The organism is Methylocystis heyeri (assembly GCF_004802635.2).
Taxonomy (GTDB): Bacteria; Pseudomonadota; Alphaproteobacteria; order Rhizobiales; family Beijerinckiaceae; genus Methylocystis; species Methylocystis heyeri.
Genome location: NZ_CP046052.1, coordinates 239,403 through 262,476 on the forward strand (window position 1 = coordinate 239,403; position 23,074 = coordinate 262,476).

The 23,074-nt window shown below is 62.1% G+C and carries 21 protein-coding genes; 4 read left to right on the forward strand and 17 right to left on the reverse strand.

The features are described from left to right. Positions 1-61 precede the first annotated feature (61 nt). From H2LOC_RS00990 to H2LOC_RS01000, 3 genes are all read left to right on the forward strand, one after another. The gene (locus H2LOC_RS00990) at positions 62-1,456 is read left to right on the forward strand and encodes a HAMP domain-containing sensor histidine kinase (RefSeq protein ID WP_136494691.1); all 1,395 of its coding nucleotides are present in this window, start codon (positions 62-64) and stop codon (positions 1,454-1,456) included. Then, complete coding sequence (locus tag H2LOC_RS00995) at positions 1,453-2,112, forward strand: response regulator (protein ID WP_136494692.1); 660 nt, start codon at positions 1,453-1,455, stop codon at positions 2,110-2,112. Before H2LOC_RS00990 ends, H2LOC_RS00995 begins: the two co-directional genes overlap by 4 nt. A 215-nt stretch (positions 2,113-2,327) precedes the next feature. Then, positions 2,328-4,562 carry a carboxypeptidase-like regulatory domain-containing protein gene (locus H2LOC_RS01000; RefSeq protein ID WP_136494693.1) on the forward strand — a complete coding sequence of 745 codons (2,235 nt, stop codon included), beginning with the start codon at positions 2,328-2,330 and terminating at the stop codon, positions 4,560-4,562. A 22-nt stretch (positions 4,563-4,584) separates the two neighbouring features. Here the strand turns inward: H2LOC_RS01000 and H2LOC_RS01005 are convergent, their stop codons facing one another. The 14 genes from H2LOC_RS01005 to H2LOC_RS01070 form a co-directional block, all read right to left on the reverse strand. Beyond that, positions 4,585-5,019 carry an RrF2 family transcriptional regulator gene (locus H2LOC_RS01005; protein ID WP_136494694.1) on the reverse strand — a complete coding sequence of 145 codons (435 nt, stop codon included), beginning with the start codon at positions 5,017-5,019 and terminating at the stop codon, positions 4,585-4,587. Between the two features lie 394 nt (positions 5,020-5,413). Beyond that, on the reverse strand, positions 5,414-5,866 hold the full coding sequence (tolR, locus tag H2LOC_RS01010; protein WP_136494695.1) for a protein TolR: 453 nt from the start codon (positions 5,864-5,866) through the stop codon (positions 5,414-5,416). Further along, positions 5,847-6,587, reverse strand: coding sequence for a MotA/TolQ/ExbB proton channel family protein (locus H2LOC_RS01015; RefSeq protein WP_136494696.1), 741 nt, complete (start codon positions 6,585-6,587; stop codon positions 5,847-5,849). The genes tolR and H2LOC_RS01015 overlap by 20 nt, the downstream gene beginning before the upstream one ends. Before the next feature lie 30 nt (positions 6,588-6,617). Further along, positions 6,618-7,385 carry a hypothetical protein gene (locus H2LOC_RS01020; RefSeq protein WP_136494697.1) on the reverse strand — a complete coding sequence of 256 codons (768 nt, stop codon included), beginning with the start codon at positions 7,383-7,385 and terminating at the stop codon, positions 6,618-6,620. A 171-nt stretch (positions 7,386-7,556) separates the two neighbouring features. Beyond that, positions 7,557-10,100 (reverse strand): TonB-dependent receptor, encoded by a 2,544-nt coding sequence (locus H2LOC_RS01025; RefSeq protein WP_136494698.1) that lies wholly within the window; start codon positions 10,098-10,100, stop codon positions 7,557-7,559. Positions 10,101-10,427: 327 nt separating this feature from the next. Then, positions 10,428-11,174: a cytochrome b/b6 domain-containing protein gene (locus H2LOC_RS01030; RefSeq protein WP_136494699.1), complete on the reverse strand. Its 747-nt coding sequence runs from the start codon at positions 11,172-11,174 to the stop codon at positions 10,428-10,430. Positions 11,175-11,446: 272 nt separating this feature from the next. Continuing rightward, positions 11,447-11,968, reverse strand: coding sequence for a c-type cytochrome (locus tag H2LOC_RS01035; protein WP_136494700.1), 522 nt, complete (start codon positions 11,966-11,968; stop codon positions 11,447-11,449). A 42-nt stretch (positions 11,969-12,010) separates the two neighbouring features. Further along, entirely contained in the window at positions 12,011-12,583 is a 573-nt protein-coding gene (locus H2LOC_RS01040) for a peroxiredoxin (RefSeq protein WP_246206929.1), read from the reverse strand. Positions 12,584-12,711: 128 nt separating this feature from the next. Beyond that, positions 12,712-13,224 (reverse strand): rhodanese-like domain-containing protein, encoded by a 513-nt coding sequence (locus tag H2LOC_RS01045; protein WP_136494701.1) that lies wholly within the window; start codon positions 13,222-13,224, stop codon positions 12,712-12,714. 33 nt (positions 13,225-13,257) lie between these two features. Next, on the reverse strand, positions 13,258-14,148 hold the full coding sequence (locus tag H2LOC_RS01050) for a dienelactone hydrolase family protein (protein WP_136494702.1): 891 nt from the start codon (positions 14,146-14,148) through the stop codon (positions 13,258-13,260). A gap of 18 nt (positions 14,149-14,166) precedes the next feature. Beyond that, positions 14,167-14,571 carry a hypothetical protein gene (locus H2LOC_RS01055; protein WP_136494703.1) on the reverse strand — a complete coding sequence of 135 codons (405 nt, stop codon included), beginning with the start codon at positions 14,569-14,571 and terminating at the stop codon, positions 14,167-14,169. Between the two features lie 43 nt (positions 14,572-14,614). Next, entirely contained in the window at positions 14,615-14,935 is a 321-nt protein-coding gene (locus H2LOC_RS01060; RefSeq protein ID WP_162009674.1) for a cupredoxin domain-containing protein, read from the reverse strand. 37 nt (positions 14,936-14,972) lie between these two features. Continuing rightward, a complete protein-coding gene (locus H2LOC_RS01065; RefSeq protein WP_136494705.1) occupies positions 14,973-16,427 on the reverse strand; it encodes a DUF1501 domain-containing protein in 1,455 nt (484 codons plus the stop codon). 36 nt (positions 16,428-16,463) lie between these two features. After that, positions 16,464-18,812 carry a DUF1549 and DUF1553 domain-containing protein gene (locus tag H2LOC_RS01070; RefSeq protein ID WP_136494706.1) on the reverse strand — a complete coding sequence of 783 codons (2,349 nt, stop codon included), beginning with the start codon at positions 18,810-18,812 and terminating at the stop codon, positions 16,464-16,466. A gap of 277 nt (positions 18,813-19,089) precedes the next feature. On the opposite strand from H2LOC_RS01070, the gene H2LOC_RS01075 reads away from it, so the two are divergent. Further along, entirely contained in the window at positions 19,090-19,584 is a 495-nt protein-coding gene (locus H2LOC_RS01075; RefSeq protein WP_202620509.1) for a cupin domain-containing protein, read from the forward strand. A 160-nt stretch (positions 19,585-19,744) separates the two neighbouring features. On the opposite strand, the gene H2LOC_RS01080 is transcribed toward H2LOC_RS01075, so the two are convergent. The 3 genes from H2LOC_RS01080 to H2LOC_RS01090 all read right to left on the reverse strand — a co-directional run bounded on the left by H2LOC_RS01080 (position 19,745) and on the right by H2LOC_RS01090 (position 22,942). After that, positions 19,745-20,173 carry an ArsR/SmtB family transcription factor gene (locus H2LOC_RS01080; RefSeq protein WP_425487313.1) on the reverse strand — a complete coding sequence of 143 codons (429 nt, stop codon included), beginning with the start codon at positions 20,171-20,173 and terminating at the stop codon, positions 19,745-19,747. 26 nt (positions 20,174-20,199) lie between these two features. Beyond that, complete coding sequence (locus H2LOC_RS01085; RefSeq protein ID WP_154331533.1) at positions 20,200-20,649, reverse strand: RrF2 family transcriptional regulator; 450 nt, start codon at positions 20,647-20,649, stop codon at positions 20,200-20,202. 118 nt (positions 20,650-20,767) lie between these two features. Next, the gene (locus tag H2LOC_RS01090) at positions 20,768-22,942 is read right to left on the reverse strand and encodes a family 2A encapsulin nanocompartment cargo protein cysteine desulfurase (RefSeq protein ID WP_136494707.1); all 2,175 of its coding nucleotides are present in this window, start codon (positions 22,940-22,942) and stop codon (positions 20,768-20,770) included. Between the last annotated feature and the right edge of the window lie 132 nt (positions 22,943-23,074).

Here is a 23,074-nt window from a genome sequence, read left to right on the forward strand (position 1 = left end):
TCCTTGAGCCGGCTGAGGCGGCGCTCTAAAATCGCGGTCTTCGCCTTCCCGGAGCCTGCGCATGCAATTGATCGTTCGCCTCATCTTCCAGCTCTTTGGCGTCGTTCTGCTGTGCCTTCTCATCACCGCCGGCGCGGTGATGAGCAATGTCCATCGCTCGATCGGGGAGGAGACTGCGGCATCGAGCGAGCGCGTCGCTCATGGGCTGGCCAATCTGTTCTGGCGCGAAATTCTCTGGCGCGAAAGCCTGCGCGGCGACCGTCTGCTCCTGCCGTCGCCCGATTGGGAGACGCTCGAGACGCTCAAGCTGGTCTCTCCCGGCGTTTGCGTGACCTTCAGCCCCGGGGAGGAGCGTGGGGTTCAGACTTTGTGCAGCCAGACCGAGGGCGTCGGAACCCCGGCTCCCGCCTGGTTCGCAAAAGCCTATGACAGCTTCTTCGGCCCGCAATCTTCGGTATCGACGCCGGTCTCGGCGAAGGAGCCCGGCGCGGTCGTGGTCGCGACCGCGGAACCCGCAGCTGCGGTGCGGCAGGCATGGCGGCAGGTCTCAATCATCCTGACCTTCGCCGTGTCGATGGCGTTCGGCATTTGCATCCTCGCCGCGGCGATGATCGCCCATGCGCTGGCGCCCACGGAACAGGTCGTCGCCGGGCTGCGACGGCTGGCCGACGGCGACTACCGCCACCGGGTTCACATCCGTTCGAAGGGCGAATTCGGACTGATCGCCGGCGCCGTGAATGATCTCGCGGCAAGGCTGGCGCAGGCCAGCGGCGAGCGCGTCTCGCTCACCAAGCGGCTCTTCGAGGTCCAGGAGGAGGAGCGGCGCGCGCTGGCGCGCGACCTGCACGATGAATTCGGCCAATGCCTGACCGCGACGGTCGCCTTCGCCTCCTCCATCAAAGCGAGGGCGAGCGACCGGCCCGATCTCGTAAAAGACGCCGAGGCCGTCATCCGCACTGCGAAGCGCATGATGACGACATTGCGCGAGGCGCTGGCGCGGCTGCGGTCGCAGGATCTGGACGAGGTCGGGTTGGAAGCGAGCCTCATCCAACTCGTTTCGGGATGGAACGCCGAGACGACTCCCTCCGCCACGGTCCACCTCGATCTCCTGGGCGATCTCGACGGCGTGCCCCAAACTGTTTCGACCAATGTCTACCGCATCGCCCAGGAATGTCTGACCAACGCCATGCGGCACGGGAGACCGAGCGACGTTCGTCTGCGAGTCGAACGCCTTGCGGCCGACGGCGATTTCATCGCTCTGATGGTGGAAGACGACGGCGGCGGCGATCCGTCCCGGCTCGCCAATGCGCCGGGACACGGCATTCTCGGCGTCCGGGAACGCGTGGCGGCCTTCGGCGGCAGCATGTGGATCGCGCCTTCCGCGCGGGGCGTGCGGGTTTCGGCCCGCATTCCGCTGACGCAAGCCGGCGTCCAAACGACTCGCATCGCAGCATGAGCAAGCTTTCGATCCTGCTCGTCGACGATCACCCCGTCGTTCGGGAGGGATACCGCCGCTTGCTCGAAAGCCAGCCGGGTTACGAGATCGTCGCGGAGGCCGACGATGCGATGACGGCCTATCAAGCCTATAAAAAGGCCCAGCCCGATGTCGTCATCATGGATCTCTCGCTTCCCGGCGCCGGGGGGCTCGAGGCGGTCCGGCATATCAAGCAGTGGGACAAGCACGCGAGGATCCTGGTCTTCACCATGCACGCCAATACCGCTTTCGCTTTGAAAGCCTTCGAGGCGGGGGCCATGGGCTATATCACCAAGAGCAGCGACGCGAGCGAGCTGATCCGCGCCGTGGCGATCGTCGCGCGCGGCGGGCGGGCGCTGAGCGACGACATCGCCCATGCGGTCGCCGCGGAACGCCTCGCCTCGGGGCGATTGCCGACCGACGAATTGAGCCCTCGCGAAACCGAGATTTTGAGGCTGGTGGCCTCGGGCCGCACGACGGAGGAGATCGCCGATCTTCTCAATTTGAGCTCGAAAACGGTGCAGAACTATCACTACCAGATCAAATCGAAGATCGGCGCAAGGACCGACGCGCATCTGGTTTGGCTGGCGATGGCGGCCGGGCTCGTGAGCGCCAATGGGCCGGTTGAGCGAGCGTGAGCAGTAGTTCGATGAACTCGCCGCGCCGGCGCCCGCCAAAAGCGCCGTTGCAATCAGTCTATAAAATAGATAGTATTAGACGATAAATTGATCTGAACTTGGCCTCTGGGCGCAAGGCTTCTTCTCTCTGGCCTTGGGCGGGGCGAGGAACCTTTTGCGGATCAGACCAATTCGCCAGTTGAGATAAATCCGAAAACCCCGGGAAACATATTGCGATGAGCCTAAGAAAACCGGCTTTGGCGGCCTCCGCGGTCGCGCTTCTTGCTTCTCTCGGCGCCCCCGCCGAGGCGGTTTCGCAACCAGCGGGCTCCGCGCCGGGCGCGCTCGAAATCGACGCGGACGATATCGCCGGCGTCGTCGCCAGTCCCGCGGGAGCGGAGGCGGGCGTCTGGGTCATAGCCGAGACCACGGATCTTGGAACGCGATACGCCAAGATCGTCGTGACCGACGGGGAAGGGCGGTTCCTGATCCCCGACCTTCCCAAGGCGAAATACCGGCTATGGGTCCGCGGCTATGGGCTCGTCGACTCGCCGAAGATCGATGCGGCGCCGGGGCAGGAAGTGAAGCTTGCCGCCGCCATCGCCCCAAATCTCGCCGCGGCGTCGCAATACTACCCCCCGATCTATTGGCTCTCTCTGCTCAAGGTTCCGGGGCGCGAGAAATTTCCAGGCACAGGCCTTTCCGGCAATGGCGTGCCCGAGAGTTTCAAATCGCAGGAACAATGGCTCGACGGGGTCAAGAACAACGGCTGCGGCGTCTGCCATCAGCTCGGCAATCTGGCGACGCGCACTGTTTCCCCGGCGCTGGGCCATTTCAGCTCTTCGGTAGAGGCGTGGCGTCGCCGCCTGCAATCCGGGCAGGGCGGCACGGCGATGATCAACGCCATCTCCCGTCTGGACAGCGCCGATGGCGGGCAACTGGCGCTTTTTGCCGATTGGACTGATCGCATCGCCGCGGGCGAGCTTCCGCATGAATCGCCTCCGCGCCCTGTGGGCGTCGAGCGCAATCTCGTCGTCACCGTGCGCGACATCGCCGACGCCAGACATTATCTCCATGACATTGCGCTGACCGATAGGCGCAGCCCCACGGTCAACCCCAACGGCCGGATTGTCGGGGCGACCGAACTCGGCAGCGACGACGTGCCCGCGCTCGATCCGGTCAAGAACACCAGGGCGCTCATCCCCGCGCAATTGCGCGATGCGGATGCGCCGAGCTCGCTTCTCGCCAATCCGGTGATTGCGCCGTCTCCCTATTTCGGCGACAGCGTGCTCTGGAACAGCCGGTTCAACGCCCATACGCCGACGATGGACGCGGAAGGCAGGATCTATTTCGCCGCGCAGACGCGCTCGCCGAAAAACACGCCCTCCTATTGCTCCAAGGACTCGACGCTCCGCTCGGCGCAGCTTTTTCCGCTCGCCGCCAAGCCCGAGGGTTTTGCAGCCAACGCCCGGCAGGTGTCGGTCTATGATCCCAAGACCGGAAAATGGTCCTTCATCGACACTTGTTTCGGCTCGCATCATCTGGCTTTCGCGGCGGACGCCATCGACACGCTGTTCCTGAGCGACCCTTCTTCGCCGATTCTCGGCTGGGTTTACGCCAAGACATTTTGGAAGACCGGCGACGCCGCGAGGGCGCAGGGCTGGACGCCGCTGATCGTGGACACCAATGGCGACGGCAAACGCAGCGCGGAATATAACGAGCCCGGCAAGCCGGCGGACCCCGCCAAGGACACGCATGTTCCTTTTGGACTTTACAGCGTTTCATGGAGCCCCGCCGATGGCTCGGTGTGGGGTTCCAATCTCACGTTTCCCGGCTATGCGGTTCGCATCGCGCTCGGCGCCAATCCGGCCGAGACCGCGCTGACCGAGGTCTATAAAATCCCCGCGCCGGGCTATGGCATTCGCGGCGCCGATGTGGACAGCAAAGGCGTGTTCTGGGCCGCGCTCGGCAGCGGGCATCTCGCCAGTTTCGACCGGCGCAAATGCAAAGGGCCGCTGAACGGCCGGGACGCCGACAAGGGCGAAAAATGCCCCGAGGGCTGGAGCTTCTATCCTCTGCCTGGACCGGGTTTCGCCGGCGCGCCGGGCTCTGCGGAGACGCCCTATTACGCATGGGTCGATCAACATAATATTCTGGGGCTGGGCGCGGACGTTCCTTTCGCGACCGGCAATCAATCGGATTCCCTGCATGCTCTGGTGAAAGGCCAGATCGTGGAGCTGCGCGTGCCTTACCCGATGGGATTTTATGCCAAAGGCATAGACGGACGCATCGACGATTCCATGGCGGGCTGGAAGGGAAGGGGGCTATGGGCGGTTTCGGGAAACCGGACACCCTTCCATATCGAAGCCGTCGGCGCGGCGACGCCGGGCGCACCGGGCAAAACGCCCGAAAGCTACTCAGGCCCGCTGGTCGTCAATTTCCAGCTTCGGCCCGACCCGCTCGCCCACTGAGATCGGCCCTGGTGGGGGCGCATCACCGCAGCAGCACATTCTCCCTGTGGCCCCGGTTGCGCAGGGAGGCGATGCTGGTGCGGTCCAATATCAGCGCGATGGAATCCCGCACGTCGAGCATGATGTCGCGGATGGCGCAGGCGTCCTCGTCCGGGCAATCGGCGCATCGCTGGTAGGCGGTCTTGCTGGCGCAGGGGATCGGGGCCAAGGGGCCGTCGAGAATGCGGATGATCTGGCCCACGGTGATTTTTTCGGGCGGCCTCGCCAGAAGATAGCCGCCGCCCTTACCCTTGCGGCTGTTCAAAATGCCCGCATTGCGCAGCTCGACCAAAATGGCGTCGAGAAATTTCCTCGGAATGTTGTTGTCCTTGGCGATGTCGCCGGCCAGACACTGGCCCTCGGCCCCGGCCAGATGCATCAGCGCTTTCAACCCGTATTTGGCTTTGTTCGAAAGCATAATTTTGGAGGCTCCCCACGCCAGCGCGCTTTGTGACGCCGGCAAGACGCGCCGCCATTCTAAATGCTAACCGGGGACAAGTCATATGGGAAAGGTGGGTTTATCAGGGCGATAGGCTGCCGGGCGCCTCCCATGCAGAGGCATATTCTTTTACAAATATATGTTTTTGAGGACATTTTTTGCCGCCGGGCTCGTCCCGGAAGGTTCTTTTTCTCTGCTCCGCTCGCCTCCTGCAGGGGCCGGAAAGGAAAAGACCATGCGCGAACGAATCGCGCGACGGCGCCGTTCCGGCGCAAGACGCGCCTCTTTCAGGGACCGGGCCGGGAAGGAGCGAGCGGCGAGTGGGGAGAGAATTCGCCTGCGCGCCCGATCTCTAAAGCCCGGTCCCCTTCGCTTACCGGCCCGGGGAGGAGGCCGATTTCCCACCGGCGGACTCGGAAACCAGCGCCACCTTGACGTATCCGGCCGCGTTGATCACGCCCATCGCCTCGGCGACCCTTCCGTAGGGAACCGCCTTGTCGGCGCGGACATGCACGCGCCTGTCCTTGTTGTTGTCGCTGTTTTCCTTGAGCACCGCGAGCAGGCCATCCGTGTTGCCGGCCTCGCGCTTGTCGACGAAATAGCCTCCGGCGGCGTCGATGCTCACGACGATGGGCGGTTGCTGGTCGTTGAGCTGCTTGGCCTGGGTTTTGGGCAGATCGACGGGAACTCCGGCGGTCATCAGCGGCGCCGCCACCATGAAGACGATCAGGAGCACCAGCATCACATCGACGAGCGGGGTCACGTTGATGTCGGCGATGGGCTGAGCGTCGAATTCGGAATCGTGTTTACGCAGCGCGAAGGCCATTGCGATCTCCTCTCTTTGCAAGCTGGCGCGACAGTTCGACTTCAAACACGCCGGTGAAGGCGGTGAGGCGCTTGCCATAGGCGCTGATGTCGGTGCTGATGCGATTGTAGAAAATCACCGCGGGAATGGCCGCGACGAGGCCGAGGGCGGTCGCGAACAGGGCTTCCGCAATGCCCGGCGCCACGACGGCGAGGCTGGTGTTGTTGGAGGCGGCGATGCCCTGGAAGGAATTCATGATGCCCCAGACGGTGCCGAAAAGACCGACGAAGGGAGCGACGGCGCCGATGGTGGCGAGGCCGGGAAGACGCGATTGCAGATGATCGAGCGCGCTGGAGCTCGCGAGCTGCGCCACCCGATGCACGCGCTCCTGAAGGGAATCCCGCTGCCCCTCCGACTGAACGAACTCGCGCGAGCGGTCATATTCCTCGACCATGGCCTTGTAGACCTGCGCCAGCGGATCGCTCGCGGGGGCCTCGGCGAAGCTTTCCGCAACAGTTGAGACGGGAAGGCTGTGTTGCACGCTGTCGACCAGCTTCGCGGCCCGGCGATGAAGCACGGCGAGACGAACCAGCTTCTCGGCGATCACCGCCCAGCCCCAGGCCGAGGCCAGGATCAGGAGAATGATGACCGTTCTGACTATGGCGTCGGCCTGTAGAAACAGCTCGACGGGCGTCAGCGTGTGGGCGAGGGCCGCCGAGGCGGTGTTGGCTGCGTCACTCATGAGATTTTAGCCTTTCTGTTGTGGCGCCCATCAAGGGCTGAAAGTGAGGGATCCGGACAGCGACACCGCTTTTCCGGGAGCCGGCACGGAGCCGCATCTCGAGCCGAGCCGGTTGGCCACGGCGTCGAAGGCCCCATTGCCCGAAGGCGAGATGGCGTAGGAGGTGAGGGAGCCCGAGGCGCTGAAAGTGGCGTGGTAGGAGATGTGGGCCGTGCGCGGCGCCTGGGATTCGGGATAGGCGTTGGCCGCAGCGCGTTGCATGCAGGCGTGGAAATGATTGGCTATCGCCGAAGGCGTTGCGCCGGGCGGGGCCGCCGGAGCCCTGACCGCCGGAACGGCGCTGGCCGCAGCCGCGTGAGGCTTGGCTGTCGCGCTGTGTTGCTGCGCCTGGGGCTGGGGCCGCTCCACGTGCTTTTCCGGCGGTTTCTGCGGCTTGGGCTTTTCAACCGGCTTAGGCTCCTCGATCGGCGCAATCGGATCGAGCGCCGGGGGCGGCGGAGGCTCGGGAAGCGTCATTTCCTCGGGCGGAGGAACGATGTCCTCCTGCGGCGGCTCCTCGACCGGCATAGGCGCCAGTTCGACGACCTGCTGCTCCTCGATCGGTGTTTCGTTCGTCTTGAACCCGATCGTCACCACCGCTCCGAGGACGGCGAGATAGGCCGCGGCGGCGCCGATCCTCGCCACGTAATTCGGGCGGTGTTCGCCGTTCTTTAAGAGCGACTGCGCCCCCGAGGGGGATGCATCGTCTTCGTGCTCGCTGTATGGCGCCTGGAAATCGGAGGCGGCGGCTAAGGACATTGCGGATGCGCCTTTCCTATGAAACGAAGTGCAGCCACGATAACATCATAAATCCTATAGACGCAATGTGATTATGAAGCGGGTGCAATATTTTTTGTGTCTGGAACAGCGCTGCGGGCCCGAGTGGTGACTCGGACCCGCAAGCAGGGTGGGAACGGAAGCCTGGCCCGCTCAGTAGAGTTTCACACGCAGAGTCGCGCCGATCCACCGGAACGCGCTGTCGCCGAAGGTGACTGTCTGCGCGGCGGTGTTGCCGCTGACCTGCCCGATCGTCTGATTGGTGACATATCGGGTGTCGAACAGATTCTTGGCCCAGACTGTGACGCTGTATTTCTCGTCGTCGGTTTTTAGGCCCAGCCCGAAGTTGAAGATCGCATAGGATGGCTGGAATACCGGATAGATCGAAAGAGGTTCGGAAAGCTGAGTCTTATAGCGCCAGGCCATATTGCCATAGGTGAAGGCCGTCACCGGAACGTCAGCCCAGGCGCCTAGATTGCCGAAGGCTCTGCCGAGCGGCTGCTCGTAATTGGCCCCGACGTTGAGAGAATAGGGAGCGACGGGGTTGTTTCCCGAGAGGCCGGCAGTGATTCTCTGGCCCGAGAGATCAACGGAAAGCGGCGAAGAGACGCCGTTTACATTGGCGGAAGTTGGCCAGGTCCAATCGGGCGGGGGGGCCGCATTCTTGAAGTTGACGTAGCGGGCGTCGGTGAGAGCGCCGGAGAAGGTGATCCACAGCCGTTCGATCGGGCTCCAGCGACCGTCGAACTCGAATCCTTTCAGCCGCACATGACCGATATTGCCGAGATAGGTCTTGCGGAGAGGAACGCCCGTCACGTCCACGATGGACGTGTTGACCAGAATGGATTGGAAGTCGTAGATGTCGTTCCAGTAGAAATTGCCGTTGAGTATGAGCTTGTTGTCGAGCCAGTTGGTCTTGACGCCGAACTCGTAATCCCAGGAGGTTTCCGGCTTGGTGATGAGCGGCTGGAAGCCCTTGAAGTTTCCCTTGGTGTCGAACAGCGGCAGGTCGTTGGTGTTGATCGCGCCGGATTTCTCGCCGCGCGCGGCCGATCCGTAAACCAGGATATTCTCGTTGTATTTGTAGGACGGATTGATCAGGCCGGAAAGCGAGTTATGCGTGACTTTCTGGCCGCCGGTATCAAAGAAGGTGGCGCCATAGGCCGCTTGCGTAGCGGCGTAGGAACCCGGCAGCAACGCGCCGCTCACCCAGCCGAAATCGGAGCCCTCTCTGATCTCGAAAGTGTCGCGCAGACCTCCCGTGAGCGCCCACTGATCGTCATAGTGATAGGTCGCCTGGCCGAACTCCGCTAGGCTGAAAGTGCGGGCCTTGCCGTCGCTGTGCTGCTGCGTCCCGTCGAGAAGCAGCGGGTTGGCCTTGAAGTTGTTCAGATACCACTGAGCGCCCTGATAGCCGTAGTCGGTATGGTCGTAGGAGGTGATGTTCTCGTAGAGAGAATATATGCCGGTCTGCCAGTCGATCTTCTGATCTTTGGGCGAAGCGAACCGCACCTCCTGCGAATACTGATCGACCTGGACGTCGAAGGCGTTGCTGCTGATCTGGGTGAGGTCGTTGCCCAGAGAGTTGTTGGGGTGCAGGATGAACTCACGCCACGCCGAGACCGAGGTCAGCGTGTTGTCGCCGATCTGGACATTGGCCTCGTTGGAGACGCCGGTGGTGCGCTGGTCGAGATTGCCGAGCCGAGTCAATGCCGGAGAATAGGGGCTGTTGACGAAATAGGGCCAGCGCAATCTGTTCCAGAGATTCTGGGCGTAAGTGGTGTTTAGCCTTCCATTGGCATAGACCGGAAAAGAGTCGCCGATCACGCCGCTGTAGTTGTTGTATTCGTCCGAGCGCAGGCGATCGAAGATCAGGCGATCGGTAAAGTTGTCGCCCGTATACAGCAGCTGTCCACGCGCGCCCCAACGATTGTTGTTGAGCAGGCCCGCGCCCGTCACGGCGTCATTCAGCACGCCGTCGCTCTTGTCGAGATAGAATGTCACGCGATAGGCGAGCTTGTCGTCGAGGATCGGACCCGTGGCGTTGAGCTTCTCGATGATTCGGCTGCGGCTGGCGAAAGAAGTTTCGAAAGTCGCGGCCGGCGTGAAGGACGGCAGCTGCGTATGAATGACCACGGCGCCGACGGTGGTGTTCTTGCCGAGCAATGTGCCCTGCGGGCCGCGCGCGACCTCGAAAGATTGCAGATCGACGAAGTCCGCCCACTGGAAGCCGACGTGGGTATAGAACACATTATCGACGATGAGGCCGACGGCGGATTCCGAGCCGTCCGCACCGCCGGATATGCCGGAAATGCCCCGGATCGACATCGCCGTGGTGCGCGGATTGGTGATCGAGGGCACAAAATTCGGAACCTTCTGTCCGAACTCCTGCATGCGCTCGATTTGCTCGCGTTCCGCGGTCTTGGCGCCGACGACGCTCACGGGGAGGGGGACGTCCTGAGCCTTCTCCTCGCGCAATCTCGAAGTGACTTTGACTTCTTCGACCTCGGCGCTCGCGGGAGCGGAAGCGCCTGTGCTCTGTTGTGTAGCGGCGGGCGGATTGTTCTGAGCGGGCGCAGATTGGGCGAAAGCCTCCTCGAAAGGGGCGCCTAGCGCAACGCTTCCAACCAGAGCGAAAGGCGCCAGCCTTGCGCCCGTCAAAAGCCGGGCTCGCAGCGCTGCCGTAGACCGAAGCATACCTTAACTCCTGTTTATTAGTATTTCTACCAACTAAGTAGATATTAATGCGGGCGTCAAGCGCCGTTATGGGAATCCAGTTCAAAAATCCGCAGGTGTGCTCTTTGTGCACAGCGCCGGATTCCGTGCCGATTTAGGCTGGGTCGGAAGGGCTTTTTCCTGGTGGGACAGATGTCGCGAAGCCGCGGGCTGCTTCAATAAATCTATATATATGATCGGAAGAATGACGCAAAAAGCGCGCTCGAGCCATGACGGCCAGAGCGCGCCGAAAAGGTTGCGAGCGAAGAAATTTCACCCGTTAATCATAACTGAAGAAGGCACGACGCCTTACAGATTGGCGACGTCCAAATCAGGCGTCGGGGCGAACTGAAGAAGCAGAGCGAAAAGCGCCGATACGGCGAGGAAAATTCCGATGGCGCGTAGGCCTCGCGAGCTTCTGATCGCTTCTTGCGGCGCAACGAGGCGGGCTGATTTACGACCCGTCACCATAGCGGCGATCAGGTTCTCCTTCTTGATGGCCAGATAATAGAATGCAGCGCCTATATGCACGGCGATGGCGGCTGCGATCCAATAGAACAGCTTGCGGTGCAGCGAGGTGAGCAGCAGGCTGACGTCCTTGGAAACAAGGCCCGCAAGCGGTCCGGTATTGAAAATCTCGTCATTGGCGAAGAGGCCGAAGCTCGCTTGAGCTCCGACTGCGGCGAGCAGCGTGACGACCATGAGCGCTCCGGCCGGATTGTGCCCCGCATATCTAGTCTTTCTGCCTCTTCCCGCAGCGGCGAGATAGCGCAGCACGCTTTTCGGTCCGCGGATGAAATTGACGAAGCGCGCATGCCGCGTGCCGAACAGGCCCCAGGCCACGCGGAAGATTACGAGCACGATCGCGGCGTAGCCGAAAAGCGCATGATAGGTGAAAAACTTCACTCCCAATCTATTGGTGACGAACGCGCCCAGAATCGACGCGGCGAGTCCCCAGTGGAACAACCGCACCGGCCAATCCCAAACCAGGCGGCCCTCCGCGGCGACTCCAGCGCCAGTGGACGCAACATTCGCCTCATTGTCGATAACGGTCATATCCGTGCTCCGCGATAAAGCGAGTGTTACGATCGCTTGATATTCTGCCTCGAGGCCATCGCGTCACCTTCATCCTGAGGCGCGCTTTTTGCGGAATGCAAAAGGCCTCGCATTGATGCTCGATGAGGCTAATCCCATCCTTCGAAATGCCCGCTGCGCAGGCAGCTCAGGATGAGGGCTCTTGTGTTCCAGACACGTCCGTTCCGAGCCGATCGGCTGAAAACCAGGGTAGACCGCGGCGACGGCCGTTGCGATGCGCCGCGGTTTCCTTGCTATTTCGCCTTGTAGCTGTCGTGACAGCCCTTGCAGTCCTGACCGAGCGCCGCCACTGCGGCTTTCAAAGCCTCGGTGGCGCCTTTCTCTTTGGCGTTGACTTCTACGAGTTCTGCGGCGTGAGCCTGGAAGTCCCGCAGCTTCTTTTCGAAATCGCTCCGATTGCTCCAGATGTCCGCTTTGGCTTTGCTGTCGGGTTCGCCGACATTGGAGCCCTCGGGAAAGTTTTCGGCGGGAATTGCGGCTAGCAGCGCGATTCGCGCCGCGCGCTTGGTCGCTTCGGCTTCGTCATAGGGAGCCGCGCCCTTTGCGACGGCGCCGAAATAACGGAACGAATTGCCTATCAGCGTATAGGCCGCCCTGCGATTTTCGACCGCCTGCTTCGTGGGCGACGGCCCGCTGGCTCCGGCCGGCGTCGGCGGAGCGGCGTTTTGCGCATCCGCCGAAGCGATGAACGCGCTCGCTGCAAGCGCGATGGCCCCACACAAGATCGCGCTCCTGCGCAGCCCGACTATTCTCATCTTGGAACTTCTCCTCTTCAATTGATTTGCCTCTCGGAGCCGTCAGTGGCCCCGATGCTCGTCGCGCCACTTGCGCACGAACTCGAGCGTCGACTCCACATGTTTCACGGGATTGGAGTCGGTGAGCGAAAAGGCGACCTTTCCGTCGACGATCACATAGGAAATCCGGTCCGCCAGCGCTTCGCCGGAAGTTCCCGGCTTTTGCCTTTGCGCGTCGTACGCCTTGATCGTGGTCAAGCCGGGATCGGCGCCGACCGGAAATTTGTCGCGGCATTCCTTGGAAGAAAATTCGCGCTGGATATCGATGGTGTCGCTCGACACGCCGAGGAGGCTCGCGCCCGCAGCGGCGAAATCATCGCGATGATCTGCGAATTCGTGAGCCTCGACGGTGCAGCCGCGGGTGAAGGATTTCGGATAGAAATACAGCACCACCGGCCCTTGCCTGAGATGTTCGCTGAGGGAAAAGCTGGTTTCCTTTCCCCCGATCGCCGCGGCCAGAGTAAAGTCGGGCGCAGGGTCGCCAGGCTTCAACGCCGCCTGAGCGCAAGGGCTGAAAGACGACATGCCGATGCTCAGCATCAGCGCCGCGGTCGCGTTTCTTGAGGTTGCTTTCATCGCTATGGCTTTCTGCTGGAGCATGTTTCAAAAAAGTTCGAGTCGGGCTTTAGAAACATGCTCCGTCGATGACGTCTGGAGCGCGTTCGACTCGGTTTAAGCCGGACACGCTCCAAGGGAGGGCCAGGTCACTGAGCCGCGGTCTGGGAACCCGGCGCCTGCGCGGCTTTCGGAGGCGGAGGAGCGATCTTCGTCAGCACGCCGCCCTCATCCTGATAATCGAGAACGCCGATCGCGCCGACGACGTGATAGCCGTAGCCGGCGAGGAGGTCGCCCACCGCGCCGGCCCGATGCGCGCGGTTCGACACCGTCACGATCAGACGATCATGCGGTATGAAGGAAAGGCTTCTCTGGATGTCCGCGGTCTGGATGCTGAGATAGGCGGGAAAGCCGCCCACTTTGGTCAGTTCGTCGGGACGCCGGACATCGAGCACGAGAAGCTGTTCGGGCTTGCCGAGAAGCGCGTCGAAAGCGGCGCGATTGAGCCGAAGAGTTTTGTATGTGTAGGCGGGATCGTTGGCCGGGGTCGCGGCCACAGGCGCGGGCTGCGCATTCGGCGAGGCGGGGGCGGCCTGCTGCGCATAGGCGCTTTGCGCGAATAAAACCGCAGCGACGCCGGCGAGCTTTGCAAGATTTTTCATGAGGGTTCCGTTGTGTTTGAGCCGGGGATTTTTTCAGCCGCGCAAATGGGCGTTGAAGAAGTCGATCGTTCTGCTCCAGGCGAGCTTCGCCGCCGCCTCGTCGTAGCGCGGCGTGGTGTCGTTGTTGAAGCCGTGCTGCACGCCGGGGTAGATGAATGCCTGATAGTCGGTCTTCGCCGCCTTCAGGGCCGCTTCATAGGCGGGCCAGCCCGCGTTGATGCGGTCGTCATTGCCGGCGTAATGGATGAGCAGCGAGGACTTGATCTTTGTGACCGCCTCCGCCGGCGGTTGTGCGCCGTAGAACGGCGCGCCCGCGTCGAGCTCGGTCGAGTTGGTCGCCAGGAAATTGACCACGCCTCCGCCATAGCAGAAGCCGACCGCGCCGACCTTGCCATTGCCGATAGGGCACTTTTTCAGGAGGCTCAGCGCGGCGACGAAATCGTTGCGCGTTTTGGTCTGATCCAGTTTTGGGAAAAGCTCGCGCGCCTTGTCTTCGTCGCCGGGATAGCCGCCGAGAGGAGCGAGCGCATCGGGCGCGAAAGCGATGAAATTATCCAGCGCCAAGCGGCGAGCGATGTCCTCGATGTGCGGATTGAGGCCGCGGTTTTCGTGAATGACCAATATGACCGGCAAATTGCCCGAGCGATTCGCCGGCTCGACGAAATAACCCTTCACCGTCCCATAACCGTCCGGCGACGGGGCTTCGAGAGTTTTACCCTTGATGCGCGGATCGTCTTTTTTGACCTGTTCGGCTTCTGCGAAGCGGGGTGAAAGCGCTTCCAGAACGGCGGCCGCTCCGACGCCGCCGACAGCAAAGCGCTTTGCGCCGTCGAGAAAGCTTCGCCGATCGATGAGGCCATGGACGAAGAGGTCGAAAAGTTTGAGAACTTCTGGATGGAAGTCTGCGGCGGTCTTGCGTGTCATGCGTCTTCTCCGTTTACGTCACCGCGCGAGGCGCGGCTTGTAGATGTCGTGGCAGGATTTGCAGACCGCCGTCGCGTCGCGCGCCGCCGCCGCCGCCTGATCGAAGTCGGATTTACCGATATAGTCGTTGATCTGGCTGATCAGTTTCGAGCCCTTGCGGGAGATTTCAACCGCGTCCTGGGCCCCGCCCTTTTTGTTGAAATAGTCCTCGGTGTAGCGGAATCCGTCCGCCAGCACTGCGGCGTCTTCGCGGGCGGCGTCGGCGTTCTGCGCCGTAATGTCGGGCTCGAAATATTTGATCGTCTTCTCGAGGTCGCGCATCAGCTCGTCGTCGTAGTCCTTATAATCGAAGCCCGGAGCCGCCGAGGCGACGCTCGCAAGCAGGCTGAAGCCGATCAATAAAACCTTTGCGCGACCCGACATCTTTCTTTTCGTCCTTTCCTATCGAACGAGCGAGGCGAAGCCTTCACTGGTTCACGATTATCTTTGCGCTCATCCGCCCGTGCAGGCCGCAGAAGATGACGATCTCTCCAGGACGGTCGAGCGTCACCGAATAGGCGTCGTCAGCGTCGATGTATTCGGCGGAGCGAAAGGCCTCTTCGCCATTGCGAAAGCCGACGACGGAATGCGGAACCTGATCGCGGTTGACGAACACGATCCGCTCGCCGACCTTTGCCTCCAGCGTCGCCGGCTGGAAGGCGAAGTTCTCGATGAGAACTTCGCTGCCGCCTTGCTCAACAGCGGCGGCGCCGGAGGTGGCGATGCAAATCGCAAATGCGATCTGCATCGCCATAGTCCTTGGTTTTCCTGACATCAGCGATGGATCAGGCGAGGATATCCTGAACCACCTTGCCGTATACGACCGTCGGGCGCTCCGCGCGTCCGGCGCGCTTGTAGATCGTCTTCAGGTGATCGAGGCCGAGCAGCTGCAGCACGGTTGCGTGGAGATCGTAGGTGTCGACCGGATTTTCGACGGTTTTCAGCCCGATCTCGTCGGTCTGGCCATAAGAGAAGCCGTGCTTCAGGCCGCCGCCGGCAAGCCACTGCGTATAGCCCCACGGGTTATGGTCGCGACCGTCGCCGGATTGGCCGTAGGAGGTGCGGCCGAACTCCGAGGTCCAGACGACCAGGGTCTCGTCGAGCAGTCCGCGTTGGGCGAGGTCGGCGAGCAGTCCCGCGACCGGCTTGTCGATCGCTTTGGTGTGCGCGCCATGGTTCTGCTCCAAAGCGCGATGCGCGTCCCAATTGGCGTCGTCGCCTTGTCCGAGACCCGCAATCGGGCCGGTGACGACATGGACGAAGCGAACATTGCGCTCCACCAGACGGCGCGCGCGGAGCAATACATTGCCCATGTCTTTGGTCGCATCGTCGTTGAGGCCGTAGAGCGCCTTTGTCGCTTCCGTTTCCTTGGAGAGATCGACCGCCTCCGGCGCCGTCGCCTCCATGCGATATGCGAGATCATACGACCTGGTGCGCGCTTCGAGCTCGCTGTCGTCGGGGCGCGGCGCAGCTCCGATTTCGTTGAGCTGCCTCAGGAGGTCCAGGCTCTCGCGCTGCTGCTTGAGACCGATCAGCTCGGGCGGCGCCTGATACAGGATCGGCTGCTCGGTCGGACGGAAGGCAGTGCCCTGATAGACCGCGGGAAGGAAGCCGGAACTCCAGTTGACCGAGCCAGCCCGGGGCTCGCGCCGACCGCCGTAGAGCACGACATAAGGCGGCAGATCGGGATTGGCGGAACCCAGCGCGTAAGTGACCCAGGCGCCGAGCGACGGCCGGCCCGGGCTCACGTCGCCGGTGTTGAGCTTGAGGATGGAGATGTCATGCGTGGCGCCGACGGTGACGCTCGACTTGATGAAGGTCAGCTTGTCCGCATGCTGAGCGAGATTGGGCAGCCAATCGGAAAACCAGGCGCCGCTTTCGCCATATTGCTTCCAGGTGCGATTGCTCGCAAACAGCTTGCCGACGCCGCCCTGGGTGCTCGTCTTGATGCCCTTGAGGAAGGATTCCGGCACTTCCTGGCCCGCGAGCCGAACGAGCTCGGGCTTATAGTCGTAGAGGTCGAGCGTGGAGGGCGCGCCATCGAGGTGAATCCAGATCACCGATTTGACCTTGGGCGCGAAATGCGGCTGCTTGGGCGCCAAGGGATCCACGAAGGTCGCTGCGTTGGCGTCGGGAACGCCAAGCCAGCCGCCGCCCGGCATGAACCCTCCTACCGCAAGTCCGCCAACTCCATAGGCTGCTCCGCGCAACCATTCTCTTCGCGACGTTTTGATGAGCATGTTTTCGATCCTTATCGAATGATGGAAGCGCCGTTATTAAAAGCGGTAGACGAACTCGTTGGAGTTCACGACCGTATGGACGAGATCGACGAATGCCGAAGCGCGCAGCGGGTCGGCCGGCTTTTCCTTGAGACCCACCGGGATTGCGAGCGATAGTTTTCCGTCCTCGGCGCGTTGCGCGATAGTCTGCTGATGCTTTACGACGAAAGCCTCCAGCAACTGCTTCTCCTGGTCCTTGGGCTTGCGTCCGAACAGGATCTGGTAGAGCCGATCGAGTTGCGCGTCGGCGTCCCAACCGACTTCGTTGACGATGCGTCCTGCGAGGGCCTGCGACCAACCGAAAACGATGTCGCTGTTGTAAAGCGTCAAAGCCTGCAGCGGGGTTGTGGTCACGTCGCGCTTGCTGTGGATTTGCTGCGGATTGGCCATATCGAAGGTTTCGAGCAAGGGATAAGGCAGGCTGCGGCGCGTGAAGGTGTAGATGCTGCGGCGCACGTAATCCTTGGGGTCCTTCGATGTGGTCCAGGCGGGGTCCTGATTGAAGTTGCCGCCGCCGGTAAGATTGGCGGGAATGGGCGGGAAGACGCTCGGGCCGCCGACTTCGTCGTTGAGCTTCGCCGAGGCCACCAGTATCGAATCGCGGATTTCTTCGGCTTCCAGCCGCTTGCGCGGAAAGACCGCGACAAGCTTTCCTTCGGGATCGGCTTTGGCGACTTCCTCGCGGAAATTGGAAGACTGGCGATAGGAGCTCGACAACAGGATGTCGTGATGCAGCTTCTTGACGTCCCAGCCGTCCTTCACGAAACGGTCGGCGAGGTAATCGAGCAGCTCCTGATTGGTCGGCTTGTCTCCCGCCTTGCCGAAATCGCTGACGGTGGCGACAATTCCCTTGCCGAAATACTGGTTCCAGATGCGATTGACGAAAACCCTGGCGGTCAACGGATTGCTGGGGCTCACCAGCCAATTCGCCAGCGCGGTGCGGCGACCCGAAGAGCCTTCGAGCGGCTTGATGTCCGGCTTCTCGCTGGTCATCGCTTCAGGGAAAGCCGGCTGCACCTCGTCGAGCGGACGCTCGTGGTTGCCGCCGAAGAAGATGAAGGTCGAAGGCGCGTCCGGGTGACCGAGCTCAGTTGCCGTCGTAAAGGTATCGGCGCCGCGGGTCGGCCTTTTGGCGACGAATTTGCGCAGTTCCTGAGTGAGCCTTTCGTATTCCTGCCACCTCTTGACAGCTTCTTCGTTGTGCTCCGGAGCTGTTTTGTCTTCCGCCGCATAGCGGAGGAATGCGCCGAGGGCTGGGTCGTCGGTCACCGCTTCGAGACGATGATTGACCCAGCGATCGAGGGCGTTCCATTGCTCCTTCGGCTTAAAGATCGATTCCCGGCTGTCGGTCAGATAGCGTTCTTTGTGGTATTTGAGAGCGGCTTCCCGCACGCTGTCGATGATGGCTTTCTGCTTGGAGCGAATATCCTTGGTCGCCTCGTCGTAGATCGCCTGCGCTTTCTCGAAGGCGAGTTCCTGCTCGCCCTTTATCGCCGGCGCCTTCTCCTCGAAGGCGGTGTTGGCGAAGAAGGCCTGCAGCGAATAGTAATCCTTCTGCGTGAACTTGTCGGTCTTGTGATTGTGGCAGCGCGCGCAACCGACGGTCGTTCCGAGAATGGCCTGGCCAACCGTATCCACTATGTCGGTCGTGATCTGGTATTTTCGCTGAACCAGATCGCGCGAATTGGCGTTGTCGGGATAGCCGGCGAGAAAGCCGGTCGCGACCAGCACATTCTGATCTCCTGGCGCGATTTCGTCGCCGGCGATCTGTTCCTGAATGAAGCGGGAATAGGGCTTGTTCTCGTTGAACGCCTTGATGACGTAATCGCGGAAGCGGAACAGATTGGGCCGCGTGTTGTCGTTCTGGAATCCGGAGCTGTCCGCGTAGCGCGCGAGATCGAGCCACAGGCGCGCTTGCCGTTCGCCATAGTGCGGAGAAGCCAGCAGGCGGTCTATGAGTTTCTCATAGGCGTCGGGCGAGGAATCATTGACGAAAGCCGAAACTTCTTCCGGAGAGGGAATGACGCCCCAGACGTCGAGAGTGGCGCGGCGGATGAAGGCGCTGCGATCGGCGTCCTCGGAGGGAGCGAGGCCCTTGGCTTCGATCTTGGCCAGCACGAAGGCGTCGAGAGGCTGCCGAACCCAATCCTTTTTGGCGACGATCGGCAGGAATTGCGCCTGAACCGGTTGCCACGCCCAATGGGGCTTGGAAGTCGCAGGCCTGGGTTGGCCTTCAGCCTGCGCCGCTGGGGCGTTGGCCGGCTTCTCCTCGGCCGCAGCGCCGAGCGCCAGCGCCGAGACGCTCAGAAGCAGCGCTAAGGATGCAAGCTTCGTCGTCCGAGTCATATTTTCGACCTCATCGATCAATGGCGGCTGCGCGCCGCGCCCGTAAAATCCCATTTGTTAGGTCAGATTAAGCTCGCCGCCGTTTAATGTCTAGTTACATAATAGGAAAAATATTCTAATTTATAGCGGGTCTGCAGGACAGGAGGCGCAAATGGCGCGAATTCCTCCTGTTCCTGGGGATGGTCTTGCGTTAGGTCGTTTGTCTAAAAGCTATCTATAAGATAGATAGGAGTCTTGTCCGTGTAGAGGCGGGCTATCGGGAAGAAGGGAGGACGATGTGAGGAAAGGGCTCGCAATTCTTGGCGCGGCGCTGGCGCTCGCCGTGGTTTCGAAAGGGACGCTGGTCTCGCTCGCTGCGCAGCAGGCGGACTTTCAGCAGCTGGACCCGGAAGAGGTTCATTTCAAAAGTCCGTTCGGCGCCGGGCCCGAATCGGTGGTGATCTTCGGCGATCCGTCAAAGCCGGGGCTCTATGTGGTCCGGAACAGATTCCCGCCCGGCGTTCACTCATTCCCGCATTTCCACACGAAAGACCGGCATGTGACGGTGATCAAGGGCGTATGGTGGGCGGGGACCGGGCCGGAACTGGATTTCAACAAGGCGAGGCCGCTCAAGGCGGGCGCCTATATGTTCCACCCGGCCGGGGGCGTGCATTGGGACGGGGCCGGCGGAAATGAAGAGACCATAGTTCAAATCATCGGCGAGGGGCCGGTGGAGACCACCCAGATCGGAACGCCGGCGACCACCAAGGGCTATTGGCCGAAAGCGGAGTGAGAATCCGCCCGAGCCTTGCCGAAAAGCCGCTCAAACCCTTTTGCGATTCGCTCGCGCGACCTATAGCGCGTTGATGTTTCTGGAAACATGAACGCGCTATAGGCTTTTGTTTTAACGCGTTTCCCACGCTGAACCGGCATTCACTTCGGCTGGAAACGCTCTATTCGCGCGAGGCTCGCCGGCTTCTGCTCGAGGACCTGGGCGATCCGCTCGCCATGGGCCTCGCGTCGCGCGCGCTCTTGCCCTTTCCCGTGCAGAACAAGTCGTTCAGCAAGGCCATCATCGCGACGACGTTGTCGTCTGCGAGCGAGTAATGGATCGTCTGCGATTCGCGTCTGGTCTTCACCAGAGCGTCTTTCCGCAATCTCGCCAGATGCTGTGAAAGAGAGGATTGGCTGAGGTCGACCGACGACTGCAGGCTGGCGACCGATCGTTCGCCCGCGAGGAGTTCGCACAGAATCATCAGGCGGTGGCTGTTCGCGATCGCTTTGAGGAATTTTTCGGCTTCGGCCGCCTTGGCTCCGAGGCTGGGAGCTTTGAAAAGGCGGGTTTTCGCTTGGAGCGACCCGTGAATCTTGGCGGCGGACAAGGGGCGTGTTTTCCTGGGCGTCGGGGTCAAATGTCGTATATCAGCTCCTGCGAGACGCGTGCCGACATTCCTCTCATTTCCGCCAGGGTGCAATTATCCAGAACGAGGGAAAGCGCGCGCTGGGCTTCCTGCATCAAGCGCCTGACGGCGCATAGTTGTTCATCGGCGCAATCGTCGCAGGCCTGATATCTTGTTCTGCTGGCGCAGGCGATCGGCGCCAGAGGTCCGTCGATGGCGCGGATAATGTCGCCGACGCTGATCTCATGGGCCTCGCGCGCCAGCGTATAGCCGCCGCCTTTTCCCATTCGGGAGTTCACAAAGCCGGAATTCCTCAGCTCGCACAATATGGCGTCGAGGAATTTCTTCGGGATTCGTTCCGCGAGCGCAATGTCCAGAACCGGGACCGGCCGCCCGGGGGGAAATTGGGCGAGATGGGTCATGGCCTTCAGGCCGTATTTTCCTTTCTTGGTCAGCACCCGACGGTCTCTCTCGCTCGTTCCGATCCGCCGAAGCTAACCGGAGCGAGCGGGATAGTCAATTAAAACTATAGACTATAGAGACCGGTTGGAACGAAGGGCGCCGAGCGGGGCTTGCTCAGCCTCTCTGCAGTTTGAGCAGCGCGGCGACCAGGGCGTCGACGTCCGCGCAAGTGTTGTAGAACGCCAAGGAGGGGCGCACGGTGGCCTCGAGCCCGAAGCGGCGCAGGATCGGCTGGGCGCAGTGGTGCCCCGCGCGCACGGCGATGCCTTCGCGGTCGAGCGCCTTGCCGACATCCTGGGTGTTGCGCCCTTCGAGCACGAAGGACAGCACCGAGGCTTTTTCGGCCGCCGTGCCGATGAAGGTCAGGCCCGGCACCATGCGCATTTTTTCCGTGGCGTAGACGAGGAGGTCATGCTCGTAGCGGGCGATGACCTCCATGCCGACGCCTTCGACGTAATCGAGAGCCGCGCCGAGTCCTACCGCGTCGGCGATATTGCCGGTGCCGGCTTCGAAACGCTCCGGCGCGCCCTGATAGACTGTCTTCTCGAAAGTGACGTCGGCGATCATATTGCCGCCGCCCTGCCAGGGAGGCATGTGTTCGAGCACCTGGGCTTTGCCGTAGACGACGCCGATCCCGGTGGGGCCGAACACCTTGTGGCCGGAAAAGATGAAAAAGTCGCAGTCGATCGACTGCACGTCGACCGGCATGTGAGAAACAGATTGCGCGCCGTCGATCAGCACGCAGGCGCCGTGCCGATGGGCCATCGCGGTTATTTCGCGGACCGGCGTCACCGTGCCGAGCGCATTGGAGACCTGCGTCATCGCGACGATTTTGGTCTTTTCGTTCAGCAGCTTCTCATATTCTTCGAGAATGAGCTGGCCGCGGTCGTCCACCGGAGCGACGCGCAGGCGGGCGCCTTTTTCAGCGCAAAGCATCTGCCAGGGCACGATATTGGCGTGATGCTCGAGCCAGGAGACGACGATCTCGTCGCCTTCCCGCACATTGCGGCGGCCCCAGGCCTGGGCGACCAGATTAATGCCTTCGGTGGCGCCGCGCACGAAGACGATGTCCCTGGCGGATGGAGCCTTCAGGAAACGGCGAACTTTTTCGCGTGCGGCCTCATAGGCGTCGGTCGAGCGGGCGGCAAGCGCATGGGCGGCGCGATGGATGTTCGAATTCTCATATTCGTAGAAATGCGACAGGCGGTCGATGACGGCCTGAGGCTTCTGCGTCGTGGCGGCGTTGTCCAGCCAGATCAATGGCTTGCCATGGACCTGCTGCTGCAGGATGGGGAAGTCGCGCTTGATCCGATAAGGATCGAAAGGCTGGCGCGTCTGATCCGCGGCGGGCGCGAGTTCGGGCGCATAGGCCGGGGCGCCCTTCGCTTCGGCGGGAACCGGTTCGGCGGCGCCGGAATGTCCGCCGCTGTGGCCGACAAAATACAGCGCGTCATGAGCGGCAGGCCCTGCAGCGCCCGGCGACGCCGCCTGTTCGTAGCCCATGACGGACGGAGGAGGAGAAACCGGCGGCGCGGCGAAAGAAGCGATGTCCGAAATCCGGTGAGGGTCGGCCTCGGAGGGAGACGACAGGGCGAAGCTCTCCGGCTCCGCCCTCGCGGCGTCGGCGGCTGGGGTCGCGCCCGAAGAGTGCGGCGCTGCGCCGATAGCCTCGGGCGGGGTCGGCGCGTCGCCGGGAGCGCCCATGCGCGACCGCTCGCCGAGAAAGTAGAGATCGCCGGATTGGCCGTCGGTCGAGGGCCGTCCGACGCCGCTGGTCGGAGCTTGCGGGGCCGCTCTCGTCAGGTCGAGCGAATCGCCGAACAGCCTCGGGATCGCACTGTAGTCGATCCCGACCGGCGGTTCGATTTGCGCGGAGCCGGCGGAGGCGCCGGGCTGCGGCGGGTCCGGCATGCCGAGAGGACGCGATCCCGGCTGGGAATTGATGGGCGCCGCGGGCGCGGAAAGATTGGGCGTGGGGACGACGGAAGGGATCGAGGTGGGCGGCAGATCCGGCGGTCCGTAGGGCGCGCGCGCCGGAGCGTAGGGGGCGGCGGCGGTCGCCACCGAGGGCGCCGGAATTTCGGGCTGCGCGGGAATCGCAACCGGGACGCCCGGAGCCGGGGGGGCAGGAGGCGTCTGATTGGGCGGAAGCTGGAAGAAGGCGTTGGCGAGCCGGGCGATCATGTCGGCATCGGGCGCGCCGATTACATCGTGGCCGGAAAGCTGTTCCGAGGGAAGATCGCTCGGAGCAAGGCCGGCCGGAGGGGCGATCGACTGCGCAGATGTCATCCTGATCTATCCTCAAAAGACGAGCGGCCGGCGGCGCCTGGAGCGCATTCAGCTTAAACGCAGTCGAACGCGCTCCAACTATTATTGACGGAGCATGTTCTCTTCCAAAAACCGCAGGGCGCTTTCTGGGAA